The sequence below is a fragment of the Streptomyces sp. NPDC048291 genome (assembly GCF_043201715.1).
GTDB lineage: Bacteria > Actinomycetota > Actinomycetes > Streptomycetales > Streptomycetaceae > Streptomyces.
In genome coordinates this window covers 715,009-739,103 of the sequence record NZ_JBICZC010000003.1, presented here as the reverse complement: position 1 = coordinate 739,103, position 24,095 = coordinate 715,009, and the positions used below count along the sequence as shown (strand labels likewise).

21 protein-coding genes, 1 rRNA gene and 1 riboswitch are annotated in these 24,095 nt (G+C 71.3%); of the genes, 14 read left to right on the top strand and 8 right to left on the bottom strand.

Annotated features, from left to right (window positions below):
• Positions 1 to 6: 6 nt before the first annotated feature.
• The 11 genes from rrf to ACGF5O_RS10755 all read left to right on the top strand — a co-directional run bounded on the left by rrf (position 7) and on the right by ACGF5O_RS10755 (position 10,396).
• Positions 7 to 123: ribosomal RNA gene (gene rrf, locus ACGF5O_RS10805) — 5S ribosomal RNA — on the top strand.
• A 112-nt stretch (positions 124 to 235) separates the two neighbouring features.
• Positions 236 to 844 (top strand): CDP-alcohol phosphatidyltransferase family protein, encoded by a 609-nt coding sequence (locus ACGF5O_RS10800; RefSeq protein ID WP_393809553.1) that lies wholly within the window; start codon positions 236 to 238, stop codon positions 842 to 844.
• 138 nt (positions 845 to 982) lie between these two features.
• On the top strand, positions 983 to 3,478 hold the full coding sequence (locus tag ACGF5O_RS10795; protein WP_390644327.1) for a sugar phosphate nucleotidyltransferase: 2,496 nt from the start codon (positions 983 to 985) through the stop codon (positions 3,476 to 3,478).
• Between the two features lie 106 nt (positions 3,479 to 3,584).
• Entirely contained in the window at positions 3,585 to 4,496 is a 912-nt protein-coding gene (locus ACGF5O_RS10790; RefSeq protein ID WP_393809552.1) for a DUF881 domain-containing protein, read from the top strand.
• Positions 4,493 to 4,825, top strand: coding sequence for a small basic family protein (locus tag ACGF5O_RS10785; RefSeq protein WP_046727248.1), 333 nt, complete (start codon positions 4,493 to 4,495; stop codon positions 4,823 to 4,825). Before ACGF5O_RS10790 ends, ACGF5O_RS10785 begins: the two co-directional genes overlap by 4 nt.
• 5 nt (positions 4,826 to 4,830) lie before the next feature.
• Complete coding sequence (locus tag ACGF5O_RS10780; protein ID WP_393809551.1) at positions 4,831 to 5,667, top strand: DUF881 domain-containing protein; 837 nt, start codon at positions 4,831 to 4,833, stop codon at positions 5,665 to 5,667.
• 190 nt (positions 5,668 to 5,857) lie between these two features.
• Complete coding sequence (locus ACGF5O_RS10775) at positions 5,858 to 6,688, top strand: FHA domain-containing protein (RefSeq protein ID WP_362585151.1); 831 nt, start codon at positions 5,858 to 5,860, stop codon at positions 6,686 to 6,688.
• Between the two features lie 41 nt (positions 6,689 to 6,729).
• Positions 6,730 to 7,467, top strand: coding sequence for a MerR family transcriptional regulator (locus ACGF5O_RS10770; protein WP_393809550.1), 738 nt, complete (start codon positions 6,730 to 6,732; stop codon positions 7,465 to 7,467).
• A gap of 91 nt (positions 7,468 to 7,558) precedes the next feature.
• Positions 7,559 to 8,032, top strand: a complete 474-nt coding sequence (locus tag ACGF5O_RS10765; RefSeq protein ID WP_026253112.1) for a bifunctional nuclease family protein — start codon at positions 7,559 to 7,561, stop codon at positions 8,030 to 8,032.
• 296 nt (positions 8,033 to 8,328) lie between these two features.
• Entirely contained in the window at positions 8,329 to 8,973 is a 645-nt protein-coding gene (locus ACGF5O_RS10760; protein WP_393809549.1) for a MerR family transcriptional regulator, read from the top strand.
• A 73-nt stretch (positions 8,974 to 9,046) separates the two neighbouring features.
• Positions 9,047 to 10,396 (top strand): DNA polymerase IV, encoded by a 1,350-nt coding sequence (locus tag ACGF5O_RS10755; protein WP_393809548.1) that lies wholly within the window; start codon positions 9,047 to 9,049, stop codon positions 10,394 to 10,396.
• Positions 10,397 to 10,543: 147 nt separating this feature from the next.
• On the opposite strand, the gene ACGF5O_RS10750 is transcribed toward ACGF5O_RS10755, so the two are convergent.
• Positions 10,544 to 10,924, bottom strand: a complete 381-nt coding sequence (locus ACGF5O_RS10750; protein ID WP_393809547.1) for a PRC-barrel domain-containing protein — start codon at positions 10,922 to 10,924, stop codon at positions 10,544 to 10,546.
• A gap of 113 nt (positions 10,925 to 11,037) precedes the next feature.
• Positions 11,038 to 11,131, top strand: a riboswitch (glycine riboswitch).
• Between the two features lie 177 nt (positions 11,132 to 11,308).
• Here ACGF5O_RS10750 and gcvP point away from each other — a divergent pair.
• On the top strand, positions 11,309 to 14,194 hold the full coding sequence (gene gcvP, locus ACGF5O_RS10745; protein WP_393809546.1) for an aminomethyl-transferring glycine dehydrogenase: 2,886 nt from the start codon (positions 11,309 to 11,311) through the stop codon (positions 14,192 to 14,194).
• 74 nt (positions 14,195 to 14,268) lie between these two features.
• On the opposite strand, the gene ACGF5O_RS10740 is transcribed toward gcvP, so the two are convergent.
• The 3 genes from ACGF5O_RS10740 to modA are packed head-to-tail and all read right to left on the bottom strand — an operon-like array spanning position 14,269 to position 17,274.
• Positions 14,269 to 15,579, bottom strand: coding sequence for an ATP-binding cassette domain-containing protein (locus ACGF5O_RS10740; protein ID WP_393809579.1), 1,311 nt, complete (start codon positions 15,577 to 15,579; stop codon positions 14,269 to 14,271).
• A gap of 25 nt (positions 15,580 to 15,604) precedes the next feature.
• On the bottom strand, positions 15,605 to 16,453 hold the full coding sequence (gene modB / locus ACGF5O_RS10735) for a molybdate ABC transporter permease subunit (protein ID WP_393809545.1): 849 nt from the start codon (positions 16,451 to 16,453) through the stop codon (positions 15,605 to 15,607).
• Entirely contained in the window at positions 16,450 to 17,274 is an 825-nt protein-coding gene (gene modA, locus ACGF5O_RS10730) for a molybdate ABC transporter substrate-binding protein (RefSeq protein ID WP_393809544.1), read from the bottom strand. The genes modB and modA overlap by 4 nt, the downstream gene beginning before the upstream one ends.
• Before the next feature lie 206 nt (positions 17,275 to 17,480).
• Here modA and ACGF5O_RS10725 point away from each other — a divergent pair, with 206 nt between their 5' ends.
• The gene (locus ACGF5O_RS10725) at positions 17,481 to 17,969 is read left to right on the top strand and encodes a molybdopterin-dependent oxidoreductase (protein ID WP_393809543.1); all 489 of its coding nucleotides are present in this window, start codon (positions 17,481 to 17,483) and stop codon (positions 17,967 to 17,969) included.
• Here ACGF5O_RS10725 and ACGF5O_RS10720 read toward each other — a convergent pair.
• Positions 17,884 to 20,622 (bottom strand): molybdopterin-dependent oxidoreductase, encoded by a 2,739-nt coding sequence (locus tag ACGF5O_RS10720; protein WP_393809542.1) that lies wholly within the window; start codon positions 20,620 to 20,622, stop codon positions 17,884 to 17,886. The genes ACGF5O_RS10725 and ACGF5O_RS10720 overlap by 86 nt on opposite strands.
• The gene (locus ACGF5O_RS10715) at positions 20,619 to 21,434 is read right to left on the bottom strand and encodes an FAD binding domain-containing protein (protein WP_393809541.1); all 816 of its coding nucleotides are present in this window, start codon (positions 21,432 to 21,434) and stop codon (positions 20,619 to 20,621) included. Before ACGF5O_RS10715 ends, ACGF5O_RS10720 begins: the two co-directional genes overlap by 4 nt.
• Before the next feature lie 185 nt (positions 21,435 to 21,619).
• On the opposite strand from ACGF5O_RS10715, the gene ACGF5O_RS10710 reads away from it, so the two are divergent.
• Positions 21,620 to 23,119, top strand: coding sequence for a helix-turn-helix domain-containing protein (locus tag ACGF5O_RS10710; protein WP_393809540.1), 1,500 nt, complete (start codon positions 21,620 to 21,622; stop codon positions 23,117 to 23,119).
• Positions 23,120 to 23,124: 5 nt separating this feature from the next.
• On the opposite strand, the gene ACGF5O_RS10705 is transcribed toward ACGF5O_RS10710, so the two are convergent.
• Together ACGF5O_RS10705 and ACGF5O_RS10700 are read right to left on the bottom strand one after the other, a co-directional pair.
• Entirely contained in the window at positions 23,125 to 23,520 is a 396-nt protein-coding gene (locus ACGF5O_RS10705; protein ID WP_393809539.1) for a molybdopterin-binding protein, read from the bottom strand.
• 50 nt (positions 23,521 to 23,570) lie between these two features.
• On the bottom strand, positions 23,571 to 24,092 hold the full coding sequence (locus ACGF5O_RS10700) for a hypothetical protein (RefSeq protein ID WP_393809538.1): 522 nt from the start codon (positions 24,090 to 24,092) through the stop codon (positions 23,571 to 23,573).
• Positions 24,093 to 24,095 lie beyond the last annotated feature (3 nt).

The following is a 24,095-nucleotide window of genomic DNA, read 5'->3' as shown; positions in this document are numbered from 1 at the left end:
TAGTGTTTCGGTGGTCATAGCGTGAGGGAAACGCCCGGTTACATTCCGAACCCGGAAGCTAAGCCTTACAGCGCCGATGGTACTGCAGGGGGGACCCTGTGGGAGAGTAGGACACCGCCGAACTCCTTTTAGAGCTCTGGCTCTTGGGCAACAAGCCCAAGAGCCAGAGCTTTTTTTCGTTGAGGTAGGGTCAGGGAGCAAAGTTGGCTCGTTTCCCACCACAGGAGGCCCCCGGGTGGAGGTCCAGGAGACGCGTGTCCAGACGGACCGTGTCCTCACCATCCCGAACATCCTCAGCATGGCGCGTCTGGTCGGCGTACCCGTCTTCCTGTGGTTGATCCTCAGGCCCGAGTTCGGCGGGCCCAAGAGCGACGGCTGGGCCCTGCTGGTACTGCTCTTCAGCGGCGTCAGCGACTACCTGGACGGCAAGCTCGCCCGGCGCTGGAACCAGATCAGCAACCTCGGCCGGCTGCTGGATCCCGCCGCGGACCGGCTCTACGTGCTGTCCACGCTGGTCGGGCTCACATGGCGCGAGATCCTGCCGCTGTGGCTGACGGGCGTGCTGCTGCTGCGTGAGCTGGTTCTGCTGGTGATGGTGGGGATTCTGCGCCGGCACGGCTATCCGCCGCCCCAGGTGAACTTCCTGGGCAAGGCCGCGACCTTCAATCTGATGTACGCTTTCCCGCTGCTCCTGCTCAGTGACGGAAGCGGCTGGATCTCGTCACTCGCTGCTATTTTCGGATGGGCGTTCGCAGGGTGGGGTACAACCCTGTACTGGTGGGCAGGAGTGCTCTACGTGGTGCAGGTCCGTCGCCTGGTTCGTGCGGACGCCACAGCCGACTGAGCCTCGGCGATTGTCCGGACGTAGTGGCCCCTCGATTGCTCACGACTGCTCTCGATGGCCTGCGGCGGAAAAGTGCGGGACAATCTGGACGGGTGAAGTCGGCTAGACCGTCATCTCTTAGAGGAGGACGCTTCCGACATGAAGGCCGTCGTGATGGCCGGTGGTGAAGGCACACGCCTTCGCCCCATGACCTCCAGCATGCCCAAGCCACTCCTTCCGGTCGTCAACCGGCCGATCATGGAGCATGTGCTACGGCTGCTCAAAAGGCATGGGCTCACCGAGACCGTCGTCACTGTGCAGTTCCTGGCATCGCTGGTCAAGAACTACTTCGGGGACGGCGAGGAGCTCGGTATGGAGCTCACCTATGCCAACGAGGAGAAGCCACTCGGTACCGCCGGAAGCGTCAAGAACGCCGAAGAGGCGTTGAAGGACGATGCTTTCCTCGTCATCTCCGGCGATGCGCTGACCGACTTCGACCTCACCGAGCTGATCAACTTCCACAAGGCAAAGGGCGCACTCGTCACGGTCTGTCTGACGCGCGTGCCCAATCCGCTGGAATTCGGCATCACCATCGTCGACGAAGAGGGCAAGGTCGAGCGCTTCCTGGAGAAGCCGACCTGGGGCCAGGTCTTCTCCGACACGGTGAACACGGGCATCTACGTCATGGAGCCCGAGGTATTCGACTATGTCGAGGCCGACGTCCCCGTCGACTGGTCCGGCGATGTCTTCCCGCAGTTGATGAAGGAAGGCAAGCCGATCTACGGCTATGTCGCCGAGGGCTACTGGGAGGACGTGGGTACCCACGAGTCGTACGTGAAGGCGCAGGCCGACGTCCTGGAGGGCAAGGTCGACGTCGACATCGACGGCTTCGAGATATCCCCGGGCGTATGGGTCGCCGAGGGTGCCGAGGTGCATGCGGACGCCGATCTGCGCGGGCCGCTGTACATCGGCGACTACGCCAAGGTCGAGGCCGGCGCGGAACTTCGGGAGCACACCGTCGTCGGATCCAACGTCGTCGTGAAAAGCGGGGCCTTCCTGCACCGGGCGGTCGTCCACGACAACGTGTACGTCGGTCAGCACAGCAATCTGCGGGGCTGCGTCGTCGGGAAGAACACCGACATCATGCGGGCCGCGCGGATCGAGGACGGGGCGGTCATCGGTGACGAGTGCCTGATCGGTGAAGAATCGATCGTTCAGGGCAATGTCCGGGTCTATCCCTTCAAGACCATCGAGGCCGGTGCCTTCGTCAACACGTCGGTGATCTGGGAGTCCCGGGGGCAGGCGCATCTGTTCGGCGCCCGGGGCGTTTCCGGGATCCTGAACGTCGAGATCACACCGGAACTGGCCGTACGGCTGGCCGGCGCGTATGCCACCACCCTGAAGAAGGGGTCCACCGTCACGACGGCCCGCGACCACTCCCGTGGTGCCCGCGCGCTCAAGCGGGCGGTGATCTCCGCGCTCCAGGCCAGTGCCATCGACGTACGCGACCTGGAGAACGTGCCGTTGCCCGTGGCGCGCCAGCAGACCGGGCGGGGCAGTGCCGGCGGGATCATGATCCGGACCTCGCCCGGGGTGCCGGACTCCGTCGACATCATGTTCTTCGACGGGCAGGGCGCCGACCTCTCCCAGGCCAGCCAGCGCAAGCTGGACCGGATCTTCGCGCGGCAGGAGTACCGGCGCGCGTTCCCCGGCGAGATCGGCGACCTCTACTTCCCGGCCAGCGTCTTCGACTCGTACACCGGGTCGCTGCTGCGGAACGTCGACACGACCGGGGTCGCCGAATCGGGCCTCAAGGTCGTCGTGGACGCCTCGAACGGCAGCGCCGGGCTCGTGCTGCCGAGTCTGCTCGGCAAGCTCGGGGTGGACTCGCTGACCATCAACCCGGGGCTGAACGAGGCGAGGCCCACGGAGACCGCCGACCAGCGGCGGGCCGGGCTGGTACGGCTCGGCGAGATCGTGGCGTCGTCCGGTGCCGCGTTCGGTGTGCGGTTCGACCCGGTCGGTGAGCGGCTGTCCCTGGTGGACGAGAAGGGCCGCATCATCGAGGACGACCGTGCGCTCCTCGTGATGCTCGACCTGGTCGCGGCCGAGCGGCGCAGCGGCCGGGTGGCGCTGCCGGTCACCACGACCCGGATCGCCGAGCAGGTGGCGGCGTACCACGGCACCCAGGTCGAGTGGACGACCACCTCGCCCGACGACCTCACGCGCGTGGGGCGCGAGGAAGGCACCATCTTCGGCGGGGACGGCAAGGGCGGGTTCATCGTTCCGGAGTTCAGCAGCGTCTACGACGGCACGGCCGCGTTCGTACGCCTGATCGGTCTGGTGGCGCGGACGCAGCTCACGCTCAGCCAGATCGACGCCCGGATCCCGAAGGCGCACGTCCTCAAGCGGGACCTGGCCACGCCGTGGGCTGTCAAGGGCCTGGTCATGCGGCGTGTCGTCGAGGCGGCCGGTGACCGGTTCGTGGACACGACCGACGGGGTGCGGGTCGTGGAGACCGACGGGCGCTGGGTGATGGTGCTGCCCGACCCGGCCGAGGCGGTCACCCATCTGTGGGCCGAGGGGCCCGACGACGCGTCCGCGCAGGCTCTGTTGGACGAGTGGTCGGCGACGGTGGACAGCGCCGGACGGTAAAACCGCTGCACGCGTGCGTGCCGGACAGGTGTCCCGACGGGGCCCGGTCCGGCACGCCGGTGGGGCCGTTCGGAGGTACTGGTCGCGACGTGCGACGATGTGCGGCATGCCGCAGCAACCCCCCGTTCGGAGCAGCGCCGCCCGGCCGTCGCGTCCGGACGCCTCCATGTCGTTGATCACCAACGTCATGGACCACAGCCTCGACGACGGGTACGCCGAGGCGGCTGCCCGGAAGCGGGCCCAGGGGGAGAGCGGCGGCATGCCGAAGACCCTCCGGGCCAGGGTGGGCCTCGCAGGCGGTCTGGTGCTGGCGGCGCTGGTGGTGACCGTGGGAGCGGCTCAGGCGCGTGTGACGGCGCCCGTGGTGGCCAAGGAGCGCCAGGAGCTCATCGACAGGATCGACCGGGAGACCGCGGCCGCGGACAAGCTGGAGACCGGTGTCGACAAGCTCCGGGACGACGTCAGCGCCCGCCAGCGCGCCGCGCTGAAGGAGAGCGGCGGCAGCGGGCAGGCGGACCTGGTGGACGTCCTGTCGGGCGCCACGGCGGTGCACGGCCCCGGCGTGAAGCTGGTGGTGAACGACGCCAAGGAGGCCTCCTCGGGCGGCGACGCCGGCAATCCCCGGGAGACCTCGGGGTTCTCCGACACCGGCCGGGTGCGGGACCATGACATGCAGCGCGTCGTGAACGGGCTGTGGGCCTCGGGCGCCGAGGCGGTCTCGATCAACGGGCAGCGGCTGACCGCGCTGTCGGCGATCAGGGCCGCGGGGGACGCGATACTTGTCGACAACAGGCCGCTGGTACCGCCGTACACGGTGCTGGCGGTGGGGGACGGGCAGAAGCTCGGCTCCAGGTTCCAGGACAGCCCCGACGGGCTGTATCTGCATGCCCTGGAGGAGAACTTCGACATCCGGGCGACCATCTCCACGGAGAGTGACGTCCGGTTGCCCGCCGCGCCCAGCGTGATCGTACGTACGGCACAGCCGTACACCGAGAAGACGGAGAAGGGCACATCGTGATCGCCGTACTTGGCCTCGTCGTGGGCGTCGTGGCCGGACTGTTGGTCCGGCCTGAGGTTCCGGCGGTCGTCGAGCCGTATCTGCCGATCGCCGTCGTCGCGGCGCTCGACGCCGTCTTCGGTGGTCTGCGGGCCATGCTGGACGGGATCTTCGACGACAAGGTCTTCGTGGTGTCGTTCCTGTCCAACGTGGTGGTGGCCGCGCTGATCGTCTTCCTCGGCGACAAGCTGGGCGTGGGCTCGCAGCTGTCCACAGGGGTCGTGGTGGTCCTCGGTATCCGCATCTTCTCCAACGCCGCGGCGATCCGGCGCCACGTCTTCCGGGCGTGAGCGGCATGGGCGAGCACGAGAAGGAGCCGGAGCACCGGCTGCGCAGAGAACTTCCCGCCGAGGTCCCCGCCACGGCGCCGGAGGCCGAGTCCGCCGCCGGGCCGACGCCGGAGGCCGGGCTGACCGGCCGTGAAAGGCTGGTCCAGGGGCTGTGGCCGCCACGCGTGAGCCGCGCCCAACTGATCGTCGCCGTGCTGCTGTTCGGGCTCGGATTCGGGCTCGCCGTGCAGGTGGCGTCGAACAGCGACAGCGACAGCGCGCTGCGCGGGGCCCGGCAGGAAGATCTTGTTCGGATCCTCGATGAACTGGACGACCGTACTCAGCGTCTTGAGGACGAGAAGACAGGACTCGAGAAGCAGAGCCAGGAGTTGCAGAGCAGCTCCGACCAGGCGGCGGAGGCCCGTAGGCAGACGGCCGAGAAGGAGCGGCAACTCGGTATTCTCGCGGGCACCGTGGCCGCTCAGGGTCCTGGCATCACGATGACGGTCGACGACCCGAAGGGGACGGTGCAGGCGGACATGCTGCTCGACGCGATCCAGGAACTGCGTGCGGCGGGCGCGGAGGCGATCCAGGTCGACGGGGTCCGGGTGATCGCCGGCACCTACCTCACCGACTCCGGGAAGAGTGTGAGCGTCGACGGGAACAAGATCACCCAGCCCTTCGTTTTCAAGGTGATCGGCAAGCCGCAGGACCTCGAACCGGCCCTCAACATCCCCGGAGGCGTGGTGCAGACCCTCGAGAAGGAACAGGCGACTGTGACCGTCGAGCGATCCGCCAAGATCGTCGTGGATGCCTTGCGACCGGCGAAGCAGCCTGACTACGCTCGGTCGTCCTCACAGTGAACCGGCGGTGCATGGGGGACGTCGGGCGAGGGCATGAGGATGCGGGGGGTCGGCGCACCGGGGAACCGGAGCGTGGTGGAAACTGTCTGGTGGATACGGACGTTGTGTGGTTGTCCGGGTCGGCCGGTTTATTCAGTCAGGGTTCGTCCTGCCCCACGGGCGGGTCTGTTTCGGTCAAGGGGAATCGCCCGTGAAGTTGTTTGCGAAGTTGTTCGGCAAGAGTGCGCGAGAGGGTAGCGACAACGCGACCGCGCGCCATCGGGCACAGCCCGACGCGGAGGGCCAGCGCCCGCTGTTCCGGGACCAGGTGGCTGGTCCGGGGGGTGACATTTCGGGAGGTCAGGGCGCGCCGTCAGTTGACCCGTCCCAGTCCGGCGGCATAGGTTTCGGGCAACCGTCAACCTCAGGTGCGGGTGGAGGGTTCACCTCCGGCCCGTACGCGTCCAACGCCCCGGCGGGGCAGCCGCGGCAGGAGGATCCGTCCATGTCGGCCCTGGTTTGTACGAGGTGCGGTAACCGCAACGCGGAGAACGCCCGCTTCTGTTCCAACTGCGGAGCCCCGCTGCGCGCGGGCGCCGTCCCCGAGCGTGCGTCGGAGACGACGTCCACGATCTCGATCTCCGGTCTTGAGGCGTACGACGCCGAGGTCACCGGTCAGACCCAGATGCCGTCGCTCTCTCCCGAGGCGCAGGCGGCGGTCGACGCGCTGCCGCTCGGCTCCGCGCTGCTGGTCGTGCGCCGAGGCCCGAACTCGGGCAGCCGGTTCCTGCTGGACAGTGAACTGACCACGGCCGGCCGGCACCCGCAGAGCGACATCTTCCTGGACGACGTGACGGTCTCGCGTCGCCACGTGGAGTTCCGCCGCCAGCCGGACGGCTCGTTCACGGTGGCCGACGTCGGCAGCCTCAACGGCACGTACGTCAACCGGGAGCGCATCGACCAGGTCGCTCTGTCGAACGGTGACGAGGTCCAGATCGGCAAGTACCGGCTGGTCTTCTACGCGAGCCGGCAGGGCATCTGACCCTCCGGAGCTCGCCTGGAGGACCCCAGGGAAGAAGGTCCATGCTGCACACACCGAGCGGCGGTACCGGTCACGGCACCGCCGCCACGGAATCCGGGCTGATGAGCATCGGCACGGTGCTGAACGTGCTGCGCGACGAGTTCCCCGAAGTCACCATCTCCAAGATCCGTTTTCTGGAGTCGGAGGGGCTCATCGAGCCGCGCCGCACCCCTTCCGGGTACCGGAAGTTCAGCGCCGGGGACGTGGAGCGGCTGGGACACGTGCTGCGGATGCAGCGGGACCACTATCTGCCGCTCAAGGTCATCCGGGAGTACCTGGAGGCCATGGAGCGGGGGGAAGCCGTCCAGTTGCCCGTCCTCGGCCGGCAGCGGGACGGCGAGGCCGTGCCGCTGGCTCCCGAGACGCCCACGGTGGCGCGGATCGGCCGGGACGAGCTGCTCGCGGCGGCGGACATCGACGAGAACCGCCTCGCGGAGTGGGAGTCGTACGGCCTGATCGCTCCGCTGGAGGACGGCGTGTACGATGCCGAGACGGTCACCGTGGCCTCGCTCGTCGCCGAGCTGGGCCGGTTCGGGATCGAGCCGCGCCATCTGCGGGCGATGAAGGCCGCCGCCGACCGGGAGGCCGGCCTGGTGGACCAGGTGGTGGCACCGCTCAAGCGTCACCGCAACCCGCAGACCAGGGCCCATGCGGAGGCCCGTACGAAGGAGCTGGCTGCGCTCACGGTGAAGCTGCACGCCGCGCTGATGCAGACGGCGCTGGGGGTGCGGCTGCCGTGAGTACCACGACAGGACCCGGGCGGAGGCCGGATCGGGTGCGCGTTCCGGGCCCGACTACCCAAACGTCCCGGGCACGGCCTAGGGTTGCTGTGTGAACGAGCTCGATGTCGTAGGTGTCCGGGTGGAAATGCCCTCCAACCAACCGATCGTGCTCCTGCGCGAAGTGGGAGGCGACCGTTACCTCCCCATCTGGATCGGGCCGGGGGAGGCGACCGCGATCGCCTTCGCCCAGCAGGGCATGGCGCCCGCCAGGCCGCTGACGCACGACCTGTTCAAGGACGTGCTGGAGGCCGTCGGCCAGGAGCTCACCGAAGTGCGCATCACGGACCTGCGTGAAGGCGTCTTCTACGCGGAGCTGGTCTTCGCCAGCGGGGTCGAGGTGAGCGCCCGTCCGTCCGACGCCATAGCGCTGGCGCTGCGCACCGGAACGCCGATCTACGGCAGTGACACGGTGCTGGACGACGCGGGCATCGCGATCCCGGACGAGCAGGAGGACGAGGTGGAGAAGTTCCGCGAGTTCCTCGACCAGATCTCGCCCGAGGACTTCGGCACCAGCAGCCAGTGAGAGACCGGAACGGCCCGCCACCCACCAGGAGGTCGGTGACGGGCCGGTTCGTGACACAAGGTCCGTGACGGGCCGGTTCGGGGCCGGCCGCAGCCGAAACTCATGGGCAATTGCCAGCGGCCGTTGAGAGCGTCCTACGGCCTCCCGCCAGAGCATTCGGCTAGCCTTTCCCCGCGGTGGGGCACGGGAAACCACTCCTAGGGTGATTATCACTCGGCGTGCCGAGTGTGGCGATCGTTGACGCACCCCTGGTGACTGCCTACCGTCGAGAAGGCAGGTCAAGGACGGAGGTCGGCGTGAGAAGCAGCGGCGACGGTATGGCTGGGGGTGCCCCCGGACGCGGTTTCGGGGAGAGCGGTCCGTCCCCGCTTCACAGCAGCACCGCCGGTCACGCCCCACAGCGGCCGACCGCGGCGCAGAGCGGCGGAGGGGCGGCGTCCATGGCCACCGAGGAGATCGGCTACCGCGGGCCCACGGCCTGTGCGGCGGCCGGCATCACCTACCGGCAGCTCGACTACTGGGCCCGCACCGGCCTGGTCGAGCCCAGCGTGCGGCCCGCCTACGGGTCGGGCACCCAGCGTCTGTACAGCTTCCGGGACGTCGTCGTCCTGAAGATCGTCAAGCGGTTCCTGGACACCGGGGTCTCCCTCCAGAACATCCGCGGCGCCGTCCAGCACCTGAGAGAACGCGGTTTCCGTGACCTGGAGCGGATGACGCTGATGAGCGACGGTGCCACGGTCTACGAGTGCAGCTCGCCCGACGAGGTGCACGCCCTGCTCCAGGGCGGTCAGGGCATCTTCGGGATCGCCGTCGGCGTGGTGTGGCGGGACGTGGAGAGCGCTCTCTCCCAGCTGCACGGCGAGCGCGTCGACACCGGGGAGACGCTCGTCGGCCACAACCCGGCCGACGAACTCGCCCGACGGCGCAACCGGGCGGTCTGAGAGCCACAGGTGATGCCCCGGCACGGGAAACCGTGCCGGGGCATTGTCAGTGGCGTGGTGCAGCATCGGAGATGTGAGAAACGCGCCCACGATCCTGCATCTCGACATGGATGCCTTCTTCGCCTCGGTGGAGCAGGCGTCCAAGCCGAGCCTGCGCGGGAAGGCCGTGGTCGTGGGCGGGCTCGGACCACGCGGTGTGGTGGCCACCGCGTCGTACGAGGCCCGGGTGTTCGGGGTGCACTCCGCGATGCCGATGGGGCAGGCACGGCGGCTGGCGCCGAACGCCGCGTATCTGGTGCCGCGCTTCGGGCTGTACCGGTCGATCAGCGAGCAGGTGATGGGGCTGCTGCGCGGACTCTCGCCGCTGGTGGAGCCGCTCAGCCTGGACGAGGCCTTCGTGGATCTGGAGGCCGGTGAGGTGGCCTGGGACGCCGAGACGGCGCGGCTGGTGGGGGAGAGGCTGCGCATGGACATACGGACCGTCACGGGGCTCTCCGGGTCGGTCGGGCTCGCCGCCTCCAAGATGCTCGCGAAGATCGCCTCCGAGCAGGCCAAGCCCGACGGGCTGGTGCTGATCGAGCCGGGCACGGAGCGGGCGATGCTGGGGCCGATGACGGTGCGGACCCTGCCGGGGGTGGGACCGGCGACGGGGGACCATCTGCGGCGGGCCGGGATCACCACGGTCGACGAGATCGCCGAGGCGGGGGAGGACGAGCTGGTACGGCTGCTGGGCAAGGCCCACGGGCATGCGCTGTACGCGATGGCGCTCGCGCACGACGAGCGGCCCGTGGTGGCCGAGCGGGAGACGAAGTCGGTGTCGGTCGAGGACACCTACGACGTGGACATCCACGACCGCCTGCGGGTGGGCCTCGAGGTGCAGCGGCTGGCCGACCGGTGCGTGCGGCGGCTGCGCGGCGCCGGGCTCTCCGGGCGGACCATCGTGCTGAAGGTACGGCGGTACGACTTCTCGACGCTCACCCGGTCCGAGACGCTCAGGGGGCCGACCGACGACCCGGCGGTGGTGCGGGAGGCGGCGGCGCGGCTGCTGGACTCGGTGGACACGACGGGGGGTGTGCGGTTGCTCGGGGTGGGGGTGTCGGGGCTGGCCGACTACACGCAGGAGGACCTGTTCGCGCAGGCGGCGGCCGGGGCCGGGGAAGGGGCGGCGGAGTTCGCGGCGGAGGAGGACGTCGTGGAGCCGGCCGGTACGGAGGAGCAGGTGGTCGCCGAGCGGCGGTGGCCCGCGGGGCACGATGTGCGGCATGCCGAGTACGGGCACGGGTGGGTGCAGGGGAGCGGGCTGGGGCGGGTGACGGTGCGGTTCGAGACGCCGGGGGCGGTGGGGCCGGGGCGGGTACGGACGTTCCGGGTCGAGGACCCTGAGCTGGAGCCTGCGGAGCCGTTGCCGCTGGTGCCGGGGTGACCGGGGGCCGGGGCCGGGGCCGGGGCTGAGGTGGGGGTGGGGATGCTTACGGCGCTGGCCGGGTGCCGCTGCGCCCACCCGTGCCGCCCCAGCGGCACGACTGCCCGCAGCTGGGTTTTCATGGGCGCGGGGAATTTCCCGACGGCGTCACGCGCCCGCGTCCTCCGTGCCCGCAAGTTTGCCGAAGTCGTGGTCCGGGCGGCCCTGAGGCGGGGGAGTCGTGTCCAGGCCGTAGTGGTGGTAGAGCTGGAGTTCCTGTTCCGGCGAGAGATGGCGGCCCACACCGAAGTCCGGGGCGTCTTTGATCAGGGCGCGGTCGAAGGGAACCTTCAGGGTGCCCTCGACCAGTTCGCTGGGCTCCAGGGGCACGAAGGCGTCCCGGGAGAACAGGCCGGTGCGTATGGCCGCCCACTCCGGCACGCCCGTCGCGTCGTCGAGGTACACCTCGTCGATCGTGCCGATCTTCGTGCCGTTGCGGTCGAACGCCTTGCGGCCGATCAGGTTGCGCGGATCGATGTCGGTCTGCACGGGCCCTCCACTTGGTCGCAACTCATCCGTAAGCACTACAAAAGAGCACATTGAAGGAGGCGGCCACTCGAAGACCCTGGTGTTGCCCTCGCTGGTAGGCTGACAGCGGCTGCTGACCCCGTGCGGGAGAGTCCTCCGGGAAACCGGAGGCGCCGAAGGAGCAAATCCTCCCCGGAATCTCTCAGGCTCACGTACCGCACGGACGAGGTCACTCTGGAAAGCAGGGCGGACGTCGACGGTGTCCGCCCTCACCGACGGTGAAAGCCGGTGGTCCGCGAGGGCACACCGGTGAAGCTCTCAGGTTAGATGACAGAGGGGGAGGCCGTCGGGGTACCCGTGCCGGGGTACCCCTCGAAGGTCGCGTCAGACCAGGAGGCCTCCGCAATGACCGCCCAGCGCATCCCACTCTCCGAGCTTGAGCAGGGGATTCCCTTCGAGCAGCGCCACATCGGCCCCGACCACGAGGCCAGGGCCAAGATGCTCGCCCAGGTCGGATACGGCTCGCTGGACGAGCTGACCGCCGCCGCCGTGCCGGACGTGATCAAGAACGCCGACCGGCTGGAGCTGCCCGGCGCCCGCACCGAGGCCGAGGTGCTGGCCGAGCTGCGGTCGCTGGCCGACCGCAACCAGGTGCTCGACTCGATGATCGGCCTCGGGTACTACGGGACCTTCACGCCGCCCGTCATCCTGCGCAACGTGATGGAGAACCCCGCCTGGTACACGGCCTACACGCCGTACCAGCCGGAGATCTCCCAGGGCCGCCTCGAAGCGCTGCTCAACTTCCAGACCGTGGTCGCCGACCTCACCGGGCTGCCCACCTCCGGTGCCTCGCTGCTCGACGAGGGCACGGCCGCCGCCGAGGCGATGGCCCTGTCGCTGCGCATGGGCAAGAACAAGAAGGGCGTCTTCGTCGTCGACGCGGACGCGCTGCCGCAGACCATCGCCGTGATCCAGACCAGGGCCGAGCCCACGGGCGTGGAGGTCGTCGTCGCCGACCTGAGCGACGGCATCCCGGCCGACCTCGCCGCGCGGGAGATCAACGGGGTGCTCGTCCAGTACCCCGGCGCCTCTGGTGCCGTACGCGACATCAAGGCCGTCGTCGAGCAGGCGCACGGGGTCGGGGCGCTCGTCACCGTCGCCGCCGACCTGCTCGCGCTGACCCTGCTGACCTCGCCGGGCGAGCTCGGGGCCGACATCGCCGTGGGCACCACCCAGCGGTTCGGTGTGCCGATGGGCTTCGGCGGGCCGCACGCCGGTTACATGGCGGTCCGCGAGAAGTTCGCGCGCAGCCTGCCCGGACGGCTCGTGGGCGTCTCCGTGGACGCCGACGGGAACAAGGCGTACCGGCTGGCGCTGCAGACCCGCGAGCAGCACATCCGGCGCGAGAAGGCCACCAGCAACATCTGCACCGCGCAGGTCCTGCTCGCCGTGATGGCCGGCATGTACGCCGTCTACCACGGGCCCGAGGGGCTCAGGGCCATCGCGCGGCGGACGCACCGCTACGCCACGATCCTCGCCGCCGGGCTCACCGCCGGCGGCGTCGAGATCGTGCACGGCGCCTACTTCGACACCCTCACCGCGCGCGTGCCCGGCAAGGCCGCCGAGATCGTCGCCGCGGCCCGCCAGGGCGGCGTCAACCTGCGGCTCGTCGACACCGACCACGTCTCCATGGCCTGCGACGAGACCACCACCCGCGCCCAGCTGGGCGCCGTCTGGACGGCCTTCGGCGTCGAGGGCGACGTCGAGGCGCTGGACGCCGTCACCGAGGACACGCTGCCCGAGGCGCTGCTGCGCACCGACGGCTACCTGACCCACCCCGTCTTCGGGCAGCACCGCTCCGAGACGGCGATGCTGCGCTACCTGCGCCGGCTCGCCGACCGGGACTACGCCCTTGACCGCGGCATGATCCCGCTGGGCTCCTGCACCATGAAGCTCAACGCGACCACCGAGATGGAACCGGTCACCTGGCCCGAGTTCGGCCAGCTGCACCCGTTCGCGCCCGCCGAGCAGGCGCAGGGCTACCTGACCCTCATCCGGGAGCTGGAGGAGCGGCTCGCCGAGGTCACCGGGTACGACAGGGTGTCGCTCCAGCCCAACGCCGGATCGCAGGGCGAGTTCGCCGGGCTGCTCGCCGTCCGCGCGTACCACCGCGCCAACGGCGACGCGCAGCGGACCGTGTGCCTGATCCCGTCCTCCGCGCACGGCACCAACGCCGCGAGTGCCGTCATGGCGGGCATGAAGGTCGTCGTCGTGAAGACCGCCGAGGACGGCGAGATCGACGTCGCGGACCTGCGGGCGAAGATCGAGCAGCACCGCGACGAGCTCGCCGTGCTGATGATCACCTACCCGTCCACGCACGGGGTGTTCGAGGAGCACGTCGCCGACATCTGCGCGCAGGTGCACGAGGCCGGCGGCCAGGTGTACGTCGACGGGGCCAACCTCAACGCCCTCGTCGGGGTCGCCAAGCCGGGGCACTTCGGCGGCGACGTCTCCCACCTCAACCTGCACAAGACCTTCTGCATCCCGCACGGCGGCGGCGGTCCCGGCGTCGGTCCGGTGGCCGTACGGGCCCACCTGGCGCCGTACCTGCCGAACCACCCGCTGCAGCCCGCCGCCGGGCCGGAGACGGGCGTCGGGCCGATCTCGGCGGCCCCGTGGGGCTCGGCGGGGATCCTGCCGATCTCGTGGGCGTACGTCCGGCTCATGGGCGGCGAGGGGCTGAAGCGGGCCACGCAGGTGGCCGTACTCAGCGCCAACTACGTCGCCAAGCGGCTGGAGCCGCACTTCCCCGTGCTCTACACCGGGCCCGGCGGGCTGGTCGCGCACGAGTGCATCATCGACCTGCGGCCGCTGACCAAGGCGACCGGGGTGAGCGTCGACGACGTCGCCAAGCGGCTCATCGACTACGGCTTCCACGCGCCGACGATGTCCTTCCCGGTGGCCGGCACGCTGATGATCGAGCCGACCGAGTCCGAGGACCTCGGCGAGCTGGACCGGTTCTGCGATGCGATGATCGCCATCCGCGCGGAGATCGACAAGGTCGGGGCGGGTGAGTGGTCCACCGACGACAACCCGCTGCGCGAGGCCCCGCACACCGCCGCCGCGCTCGGCGGGGAGTGGAAGCACGGCTACAGCCGTGAGGAGGCCGTCTTCCCGGCCGGGGTGTCCGCCGCCGACAAGTACTGGCCGCCGGTGCGCCGGATCGACCAGGCCTTCGGCGACCGGAACCTGGTCTGCTCGTGCCCGCCGCTGGACGCGTACGAGGACTGACGCACCGGGTGCGGCAGTGCGGCAGAGGCCCCGCTTCGGCGGGGCCTCTCGCTTTGCGCGTTACCCCTGACGCCTTACGCCGGGTACGCGTGCGTCTGGGTCGCCTTCACCGTCGCCCAGACCGTGGCGCCCGGGTGCAGGTCCAGTTCCGCTGCCGCGACCGTGGTCAGGTCCGCGGCGAGGGAGAGTTCGCCGGTCAGGTCGGTGCGGATCTGGTCGCCGTGGGTCTCGAGTCCCGCGACCTCGCAGCGCCAGAGGTTGCGGGCGCTGGCGCCGGTCGGGCGGTCCCGGAAGAGGGTGACGGCGCTCGGCGGGAACGCGACGAAGACCTCGCCGGAGAGGACCTCGGTGGTGGTGATCGCGGGGCCCGAGTCCAGCTTGACGGTGTGGCCCTCGGCCCGGCCCCGGTAGAGGTTGAGGCCGACCAGGTGGGCGATGTAGTCGGTGCGGGGGCGGCGGGCGATGTCGGCGGGGGTGCCCTCCTGGACGACCCGGCCGTCCTCGATGACGATCAGGCGGTCGGCCAGCACCATCGCGTCCAGCGGGTCGTGCGTGACCAGGACCGCCACCGCCTCGAACTCGGCCAGGTGACGGCGGAGTTGGGACCGTACGTCGAGGCGGGTGCGGGCGTCGAGCGCGGCGAGGGGTTCGTCGAGGAGGAGGAGCCGGGGGCGGGTGGCCAGGGCGCGGGCCAGTGCGACGCGCTGGGCCTGGCCGCCGGAGAGGCGGCGGGGTTTGACGCCGGCGTGCTCGGCGAGGCCCATGCGGTCCAGCCAGGCGGCGGCCTGCGCGCGGGCCTCCGCCTTCGTCGTGCCCTGGCAGCGGGGGCCGAAGGCGACGTTGTCGAGGGCCGTGAGGTGGGGGAAGAGAAGGTAGTCCTGGAAGACGACGCCCACCGGGCGGGTTTCGGGGGGTGTGCGGTCCAACTCCTCGCCGTCCAGGTGGAGATGGCCGGCGGTGAGGGGGGTGAGGCCGGCCAGGGCGCGGAGGGCGGTGGTCTTTCCGGCGCCGTTGGGGCCGAGGAGGGCGACGACCTCGCCGGGGGCGGCGGTGAGGGTGACGTCGAGGTGGAAGGCGGGACGGGTGACGACGAGGTGGGCGTGGAGGCCGTGCGTCGCCGGGTGCGGGTGCGCGGGGGGTGCCGCCGCCCGGCCTTCGGCCGGGATTGACTTCCCACCCGCACCACCCGTGCAGCTATCAGTGTCGGGTGCGGGTGGCCCCTGTGGGGGTCGAGCGCCGTCGGCGGCTGCGGGTGGATCGTGAGGAGCTAGCGCGTCGTCGGCGGGTGCGGGTGGTTCGTGAGGGGGCTGGGCGCCGTCGGCGGGTGCGGGTGGTTCGTGAGGAGGCAGCGCGTCGTCGGCGGGTGTGGGGTGTTGGTCTGTCATCGGGGTGTCGTCCACCGGGTCGTCCTCATGATGCCGTCATCCAACGATCGCGCAGTGCCGCCAGTACCGCGATCGACACCGTCAGCAGTACCAGGCTGAGCGCGATCGCCGCGTCGGGGTCGTTCTGCAGGGCGAGGTAGACGGCGAGTGGCATGGTCTGGGTGCGGCCGGGGAAGTTGCCGGCGAAGGTGATCGTCGCTCCGAACTCGCCGAGTGCGCGGGCCCAGGCCAGGACCGCGCCGGCCGCGATGCCGGGGGCGATGAGGGGGAGCGTGACCCGGCGGAACGCCGTGAAGCGGGAGGCGCCCAGGGTGGTGGCCGCCTCCTCGTAGCGGGGGTCGGCGGCGCGGAGCGTGCCCTCGACGCTGATCACCAGGAACGGCATGGCCACGAAGGACTCGGCGACCACCACGCCCGCGGTGGTGAAGGGGAGGGTGATGCCGAACCAGGAGTCCAGCCACTGGCCCACCACCCCGTTGCGGCCGAGGGCGAGGAGCAGGGCCACACCGCCGACCACCGGGGGGAGGACGAGGGGGAGAGTGACCAGTGCGCGGACGAAGCCCCGGCCGGGGAACTCCGTGCGGGCCAGCAGCCAGGCCAGGGGCACGCCCAGGACCAGGCTCACGGCCGTCGCCGCCGTCGCGCAGACCAGGGAGAGCTGGAGGGCCTGCCAGACCTCCGTGCTGGTGAGCAGGGCGGGGAGGCTGCGCCACGGGGCTCGTACCAGCAGGGCGACCAGCGGCAGGAGCAGGAAGACCAGAGCTACCGCTCCGGGGAGGAGGAGCGGTAGCGGTACGGCCGACCGAACGCGCCGGCGCCGCGGAGCGCCCGTGAGGGTGCCGGCCGCGGCGCCGGACTCGTCGGCCTTCGTCACGGCTTGAGGAAGCCGGCGGCGTTCAGCACCTGCTGGCCCTCGGCGGACTGCACCAGGGCGATGAACGCCTTGGCCACCGCCGGGTTGGGGGCGTCCTTGAGAAGGGTGATCGGGTAGTCGTTGATGGCGTTGGCGGACTCGGGGAACTCCACGCCCTCGACCTTGCTGCCGGCGGCCTTCACGTCGGTCTGGTAGACGACGGCCGCGTCGGCCTCCTTCAGCACCACCTTGTTGAGGGCGGACTTCACGTCCTCCTCGTAGGAGACCGGGGTCAGCTTGAGCTTGCTGGCGTCCAGGGCCTTCTGGGCGGCGGCGCCGCACGGCACCGTCTTGTCGCAGAGGACGACCTTGAGGCTGGACTTGGTGAGGTCCTTCAGGGAGGAGATCTTGTCGGGGTTGCCCGGCAGGGTGGCGATCTCCAGCTGGTTGCGGACGAAGGTGGCCGGGGCGGTGGCGTTGTCCTTCTTGTCCGTCACGATCGCCATGGTCTTGGGGCTCGCGGAGGCGAAGACGTCGGCCGGCGCACCGCTGGTGATCTGCGCGGCGAGGGTGTCACTGCCGCCGAAGCTGAAGTTGACCTTGGTGCCCGGGTGGGCCTTCTCGAAGTCGGCCTTCAGGGTCGTGAAGCTCTCCTGGAGCGAGGCCGCCGCGAACACGGTGATCGAGCCCGACAGCTTGGGCGTCGCCGCCGCCGACGTGTCCGACTTCGTCGTCGCCGACGAGTCGTCGGAGGAGGAACAGGCGCTCAGGGCCAGCAGGGCCGCGACCGAGGCACCGGCCACCTGGAGCGTCCGCCGGGTCCGGCGAACGGAACGGGTCATCACGAGTGAACTCCTCTGGATTCTGTGGACAATCTGTCGCGCCCTGCGGCGACCTGTCTATCAGCCGCCAGGCGATGATACTGCCGCAATTGCCAGGCGTAAGTCTTCTGTCACATCGCATGAGCTGCATACATTCGGATTGGGGCTGGCATGTGCGTTTGTACGGTGACGTGCCGCGGGTACCGTCATCCGGGAGGTGGCCGCACATGACGCTCGCCGAACTCGTCCTCACCGGAGACCTCGCACGACCGGCCCGGCTCACCGTGCCCGACCTCCTGCGCCGGCCCCAGCACCGGGCGCGGGTCAGCTTCGAGTGCGCCACCAGCGGCATCCAGCACCACACCTTCACCGGCCCGCGGCTGTACGACGTCCTCACCGCCGCCGGACCCGGATTCGACCCCGCCCGCCGCAAGGACCGGCTGCGCTTCCTCATCGCCGTCTCCGGCGGCGACGGGCACCACACGCTGCTCTCCTGGGCGGAGATCGACCCCGACTTCGGCCAGGCCCCCGTGCTTCTCGGTGTCACCATCGACGACACCCCGCTGGACCGGGCCGGTCCCCAACTGGTGCTTCCGCAGGACCGCTGCGGGGCCCGGCACATCAGCGGCATCAGGGAGATCCGGGTCGACGGGGGCTACGGCGGCTGGCGTCCAGCGCCCGCCACACCAGGTCACGCGTCAGCGGCAGCTCCGTGAACCGCACGCCCGTCGCGTCCCGCAGCGCGTTGGCCAGCGCCGGGGCGACCGGGTTGAACGGGCTCTCGCTCATCGACTTGGCGCCCAGCGGCCCGATGGTGTCGGTGGTCTCCATGAAGTGCACCTCGGTGCGCGGGATGTCGGCGTACTGCGGCAGCCGGTAACGGCGGAAGGCGGCCGTCTCCACCTCGCCGCGCGCGTCGAGGCGTACGTCCTCGAAGAGGGTCGCGCCGAGCGCCTGGGCCACCCCGCCCTCCACCTGGCCGCGGCACTGCATCGGGTTCATCACCTTGCCCGCGTCGGCCGCGTGCACGCTGCGCAGGATGCGGATCTCGCCGGTGCCGGGGTCCACGGCCACCCTGAACCACTGCGCGTTGAAGGCGACCGAGCGCGGGGTGCCGCCGAAGTGGCCGTCGGCGGCACACTCGACGCCGACCGCGCGGGCGGCGGCGTACAGCTCCTTCAGCGGCAGCCGCCCGCCGGGGTGCAGGACGGCCTCCTCCCCTAGCCGGCACTCGGCCCGCGCCACCCGCAGATGGGCGGCGGCGAAGTCGAGCAGCAGGTCGGCGAGGGCGCGTGAGGCGCGCAGGGTGGCCTTGCCCGCGACCACGGTGCCGGTGGAGGCGAAGGCGCCGGTGTCGTGCCGTACGACGTCCGTGTCGGACTGGCGGACGGTGATCCGGTCGACGGTGGTGGCGAGTTCGCCGGCCGCGATCTGCCGGTGGACGGTGGTGGTGCCGTTGCCGAACTCGGCCGTGCCGACCGCCAGATCGAAGCTTCCGTCGGGCAGCAGGGCGGCCCTGGCGTCGGCGATGTGGCCGCCCGGCGGGCCCGTCGCGATCATCGCCAGCGCCGCGCCCTCGCCGACCAGCCAGCCCTCGGGGGCCGCGGCGGCGGGTTCCGCCCGGGCGCGGCGCACGATGGACACGCACTGGTCGAAGCCGTAGCTCGCGATGTGCAGGTCCTCCTCGTGGCCGCCGGGGGTGAGCATCGAGTCGCCCGGGCCGATGATGTTGCGGGCCTTGAAGTCGAGCGGGTCCAGGCCGAGTCGCCGGGCCAGTTCGTCGAGGGCGGACTCGACCGCGAACAGCACCTGGCCCAGGCCGTAGCCGCGGAAGGCGCCGGCCGGGACGGTGTGGGTGTAGACGGAGTAGGCGTCGACCTTCTTGTGCGGGGCCCGGTACATCGCGGTCGACTCGCCCACGCTGTGGAACATCACGGCCGGGCCGTGGTTGCCGTACGCCCCGGTGTTGGCGACCACCCGGAGCTGGAGTGCGGTCAGTGTGCCGTCGCGGCGGGCGCCCGCCTTCACGTGGACGGTGAACGGGTGCCGGGTGGTGGCGCCGTGGAACTGCTCGGCGCGGGTGTACTCCAGTTTCACCGGGCGGCGCAGCCGCAGCACGGCGAGGGCCACGATGTCCTCGACCAGCATCTCCTGCTTGCCGCCGAAGCCGCCGCCGACCCGGCCCGCGACCACCCGGACCTGCTCCGGCGGCAGGTCGAAGAGCGCGCACAGGGCGCGGCGGGTGAGGAACGGGGTCTGCGAGCTGGTGCGCACGGTGAGGCGGCCGTCCTCGTCGAGCCAGGCGACCGCGCCGTGTGTCTCCAGGCTGGCGTGCTGGACGCGCTGGGTGCGGTAGGTCGCCTCGTGGACGGCGTCGGCCTCGGCGAAACCGGCTTCGACGTCACCGATCTCGCCGTGCGCCTCGCCGACGACGTTGGCGTGCGGGCGGGAGATGCGGGCGGCGGAGGGGTCCTTGTCGTGGACGACGGGGGCGCCGGGGCGCATCGCCTCCTCGGGGTCCAGGACGGCCGGTGCAATGTCATATACCACTGAGATCCGCCGGCAGCCCTCCTCCGCCGCCGCCTCGCTCTCCGCGACCACCGCCGCGACCCGCTGCCCGATGTGGCGGACCGTGTCGTCGAGGAGGCGGGTGTCGGCCGGGTCCTCCTCCGGGTGCTCGTGGCGGGCGGTGGAGTAGTGGCGTTCCGGGGCGTCGTGGTGGGTGAGGACGGCGTGCACGCCCGGTACCCGCAGCGCGGCCGAGGTGTCGATCGAGGTGATGCGGGCGTGGGCGTGCGGGGAGCGCAGCAGCTTCATGTGGAGCAGGCCGGGCACGTCGACGTCGAAGGTGTAGCGGGCGGTGCCGGTGACGACCTGCGGTCCGGCGGGGGCCGGCAGGTTGCGGCCGACGGACTCGCCGGCGGGCGGCTCCTCGACGTGCTTCACCCCGCGTACGGCGTCCTCGATGGCGCGGTAGCCGGTGCAGCGGCACAGGTTGCCCTTGAACGCCCGGGGGAGATCGGCGAGTTGGTCGTCGGTGAGGGCGGCCGTGGTCATCAGGAAGCCCGCCGTGCAGAAGCCGCACTGGAAGCCCTGGGCGTCCAGGAACCTCCGCTGGACGGGGTGGAGTTCGCCGTCGGGGGAGGCGAGGCCCTCGACGGTGGTGACCGTGCGGCCGGCGGCGCGGAAGGCCGGGTAGAGGCAGCTGTGCACCGGTTCGCCGTCGACGTGGACGGTGCAGGCTCCGCAGTCGCCCGCGTCGCAGCCCTTCTTCACCCCGAACCAGCCGCGCTCGCGGAGATAGGTGCGCAGGCACTGGCCGGGCCGGGGTTCGTCGTCGTGCGACCGGCCGTTGACCTCGATCTTCATCGCTCTCCCAGTTCGCGGCGGATCTGCTCGGCGAAGTGATGGGTCATATGGCACCGCCACTCCGGCAGCCCGTGGATGTCGTCGAACCACTCCCCGTCCCCGACCCCCGTCCCGATCGCCGCCCGCAGCGCCCGCGCCGTCGGCAGCAGCGGGAACCACAGCCGCACCGGCCGCACGGTCGACGCGGTGACCGTCAGCGCGAACGAGCCGTCGACGGGGTCCAGCGTGCCGATCACCAGCACACCCGAGCGGCCCAGGCCGTACAGCGAGGCCTGGCGGAAGGCGGTACGGCGGTCGAGCGCGCGGGCCGGGACGGTGACCGAGCGCAGCAGCTCGCCCTCGGCCAGGTCCTTGCGGCCCGCGCCGGTCACGAACCCGGCGACCGGGACCCGGCGTCGTACGCCGTCCTGGGCGATCAGCAGGCACTCCCCGTCGAGGGCGGCCGTGAGGGAGATCATCGGGCCGGCCGGGAGGGCGTTGCAGAGGTTGCCGCCGACCGTGGCCATGTTCCAGATCTTGAAGGAGGCGAGGAAGGCCCGGCAGCACTGCTCGACGAGGGGAGCGGCCGCCGTCGGCAGGGTCCGCGCGTACCGGGAGAGCTGGGCGACGGTGCAGGTGGCGGCGATCTCCAGGGCCCCGTCCGGAGTGCGGTGCAGGGGGGTCCAGCCGGTGCGGCTCAGGTCGACCAGGCGGCGCAGGTGCGGCTGGGGCTCGGAGAAGAGGTACGTCCCGCCGCCGAGCCAGGCGTCGCCCGGCCGCCAGGGGGCCGGGTCCCCGGCGTCGCGGATCTCCAGCACCGTGTTCAGGTCCATGCCGGTCAGTGAAGCAACGCGCGCGTGCCCCGCACGACTGGTGCGGGGCACGGAAAAGACGAGCCGGGCGGGGCCGGTCCTGGATGATTCACCAAGGAACGTTCCGTGCGGAAAGACTTGCATTTACGATGCTGTAACTCGCACTCACCTGGTGAATGCGAGGTCGGCACAAGGAGTCTGAGTACATGCACGTCGAACACCTCCTGACGGACCACTCCCTCGGGCTGCGTCCCCTGTGGGCGCAGGACGCCCTGCTGGCCCGGGAGATCAGCGGGGTGACGGTCACCGACCTGGAGGACCCGGCCCGTTTCGTGCGGCCCGGGGAGGTGGTGCTCAGCGGGCTGGTGTGGTGGGCGCCGGGCAAGGCGGAGCGGTTCGTGGCGGCCCTCAAGGAGGCCGGGGCCGCGGCGCTCTTCGCCGGCGAGGAGACCCACGGGGGCGTGCCCGGGGAACTGGTGGAGGCCTGTGTACGGCACGGCGTCCCGGTGGCCGGGGTGCCGGCGCACATCATGTTCCGGGCGATCACGGACACCGTGTACCTGCGGCAGTGGGGCGAGCTGAGCCGCAGGCAGGCGCTGCCGGAGAACGCCCGGGTCCGGCTGAGCAGGCTGCTCGCGCAGGAGGCCGGGCCCGCGGACCTGCTCGCGGCGGCCTTCGCGCATCTGGACCGGACCGCCGCCCATGTCTTCACACCGTCGGGGCGGACCGTCGCGGCCACGGCCGCCGCACCCGGTGTGCCGGCCCGGGAGGCCGCGCAACTGGTCGCGGACGGGCGCGGGATGACGGTGTCCGTCGCCGCCGACAGCGTTTCGCCCTACGAGCGCTGGCTGCTGTACCTGCCCGACCCGGACAGCGCGCCGGCCGGGATGCTGCACGAGGTGGCCGCCGCGCTGGGCCGCTGCCAGGAGACGGCCGTCCGGCGCCGGTCGGCCGAGCGGCAGGCGGCCGACGAACTCGGCGCGCTGCTGGCGGGGGCGGCGGCCGGGGCGGCGGCCGGGGCGGCGGAGGGGACGCTGCAGGCCGCGGTGCGGGAGTGCGGGCTGCCCGCCGACGGACCCTACCGGGTGGTCGTCGCGGACACCGGGGCCCGGCGGCCGGGGCTCGCCGAGGGCGCGCTGGCGGAGGTCGCCGGGCATGTCGCGGCGCACGCGGCGGTGGGCCGGTTGCCGGACGGCGGGGCCTTCGCGGTGCTGCCCGACCCCGAGGAGCCGCTGGACGAGGTCTGGGCCCTGGTCGCCGGCTGCGATCCCGGTGTCCTGCTGCACGGCGGAACCGGGGTGGCGCCGGCCGGGCCCGGTGGTCTCGCCGGTGCGCTGGCGCAGGCGCGGTACGCGCTCACCTCCGCCCGCGCCACCGCCCCTGACGCCTCCGCCCTCACCGACGCCTCCGCGCTCACCGGTCTCGCCGCGCTGCTCACCGGAGTGCCCGCCGACGTCCGCGCGGCCTACAGCCGTACGGTCCTCGGCCCGCTGACGACCGGGGGGAGCGCCGGCTCCGCCGTGCTGCTGAGCACCCTGGAGACCTTCCTGGCCTGCGACGGCTCCTGGGCGCGGACGGCGGAGGCGCTGCACCTGCACGTCAACACCGTGCACTACCGGATGCAGCGGGTGGAGCACTTCACCGGCCGTGACCTGTCCCGGCTGAGCGACCGGCTGGACCTGTGGGCCGCCCTGCTGTGCAGGTGACCCCGTCAGACGCGGTCGATGTGCACGTTCGTGGACTTCACCCGGGCGGTGGCCTCCATGCCGACCTCCAGGCCGAGTTCCTCGACCGCCTCCCGGGTCAGGAGGGAGACGAGCCGGTGCGGGCCGGCCTGGATCTCGACCTGGGCGGCGACGTCGCCGAGCTTGATCGCGGTCACGATGCCGGGGAAGGCGTTGCGGACCGAGGTGTAGGAGGCGTCCTCCTCGGCGGTGCCGGCCTTGGCGAGCTCGACGGAGAACGCGGCGAGGTCCGTGCCGTCGATGAGCCGCCGGCCGCCCTCGTCCCGATGGGTGCTCATCCGGCCCGCGTCGGCCCAGCGGCGGGCGGTGTCCGGGCTGACGCCGAGCAGCCGTGCCGCCTGGCCGATCGTGTAGGAGGGCATGCGTTCACGATAGGGCCAGGTGGCGGGGTACACGGACGTGGGGTCGCCGGTCAGGTGAGGCCGGACGCCTCGAGAACCGCGCGTGCGTTCGTGTCGTCGATCTCGTGGCCGAGCCGGGCCAGCACCTCGGTGCCGCGGCGCAGGGTGCCGCGCTCCAGGGAGCGGCGGACACCCGTGTCCAGCTCGTGCCAGAGCAGGGGGTTCGCGTGCAGGACGCCCGGGTCGAACTCCAGCCGGTTGCCCAGGGTGTCGCGCAGCACCAGATGCGCGGCGACGTCCCCGTACTGGCCGACGTAGACGAGGGAGTCGGTGCGGACGGTACGGCGCCGGAGCGGGCCGCGGACGGCCAGCCAGCCGGGGCCCGCCGTGACGCGGGCCGGCAGCAGCATGACGAGGATCGCGGCCGACAGGGTCACCCAGAGCAGGGCGCGGGCCGGGGTGAGGGTGCCGGCGTCCCAGTCGACCACGAACGTCAGCCCGCCGAAGCCGAGGGCAGAGCCGACGGCCAGGTGTGCGCTGCCGCGCCAGGTGCGGTCACCGGCCGCCCGGATCCCGCGTCTTCTGTCCTCCATGAC

Coding starts and splice junctions, on each gene's coding strand:
- gcvP (WP_393809546.1), top strand. CDS start 11,309: ATGACCGCCCAGCGCATCCCACTCTCCGAGCTTGAGCAGGGGATTCCC.
- ACGF5O_RS10790 (WP_393809552.1), top strand. CDS start 3,585: ATGCCGCAGCAACCCCCCGTTCGGAGCAGCGCCGCCCGGCCGTCGCGT.
- ACGF5O_RS10780 (WP_393809551.1), top strand. CDS start 4,831: ATGGGCGAGCACGAGAAGGAGCCGGAGCACCGGCTGCGCAGAGAACTT.
- ACGF5O_RS10715 (WP_393809541.1), bottom strand. CDS start 21,434: ATGGACCTGAACACGGTGCTGGAGATCCGCGACGCCGGGGACCCGGCC.
- ACGF5O_RS10795 (WP_390644327.1), top strand. CDS start 983: ATGAAGGCCGTCGTGATGGCCGGTGGTGAAGGCACACGCCTTCGCCCC.
- ACGF5O_RS10725 (WP_393809543.1), top strand. CDS start 17,481: ATGACGCTCGCCGAACTCGTCCTCACCGGAGACCTCGCACGACCGGCC.
- ACGF5O_RS10700 (WP_393809538.1), bottom strand. CDS start 24,092: ATGGAGGACAGAAGACGCGGGATCCGGGCGGCCGGTGACCGCACCTGG.
- ACGF5O_RS10740 (WP_393809579.1), bottom strand. CDS start 15,579: ATGACAGACCAACACCCCACACCCGCCGACGACGCGCTGCCTCCTCAC.
- ACGF5O_RS10710 (WP_393809540.1), top strand. CDS start 21,620: ATGCACGTCGAACACCTCCTGACGGACCACTCCCTCGGGCTGCGTCCC.
- ACGF5O_RS10705 (WP_393809539.1), bottom strand. CDS start 23,520: ATGCCCTCCTACACGATCGGCCAGGCGGCACGGCTGCTCGGCGTCAGC.
- modA (WP_393809544.1), bottom strand. CDS start 17,274: ATGACCCGTTCCGTTCGCCGGACCCGGCGGACGCTCCAGGTGGCCGGT.
- ACGF5O_RS10720 (WP_393809542.1), bottom strand. CDS start 20,622: ATGAAGATCGAGGTCAACGGCCGGTCGCACGACGACGAACCCCGGCCC.
- ACGF5O_RS10770 (WP_393809550.1), top strand. CDS start 6,730: ATGCTGCACACACCGAGCGGCGGTACCGGTCACGGCACCGCCGCCACG.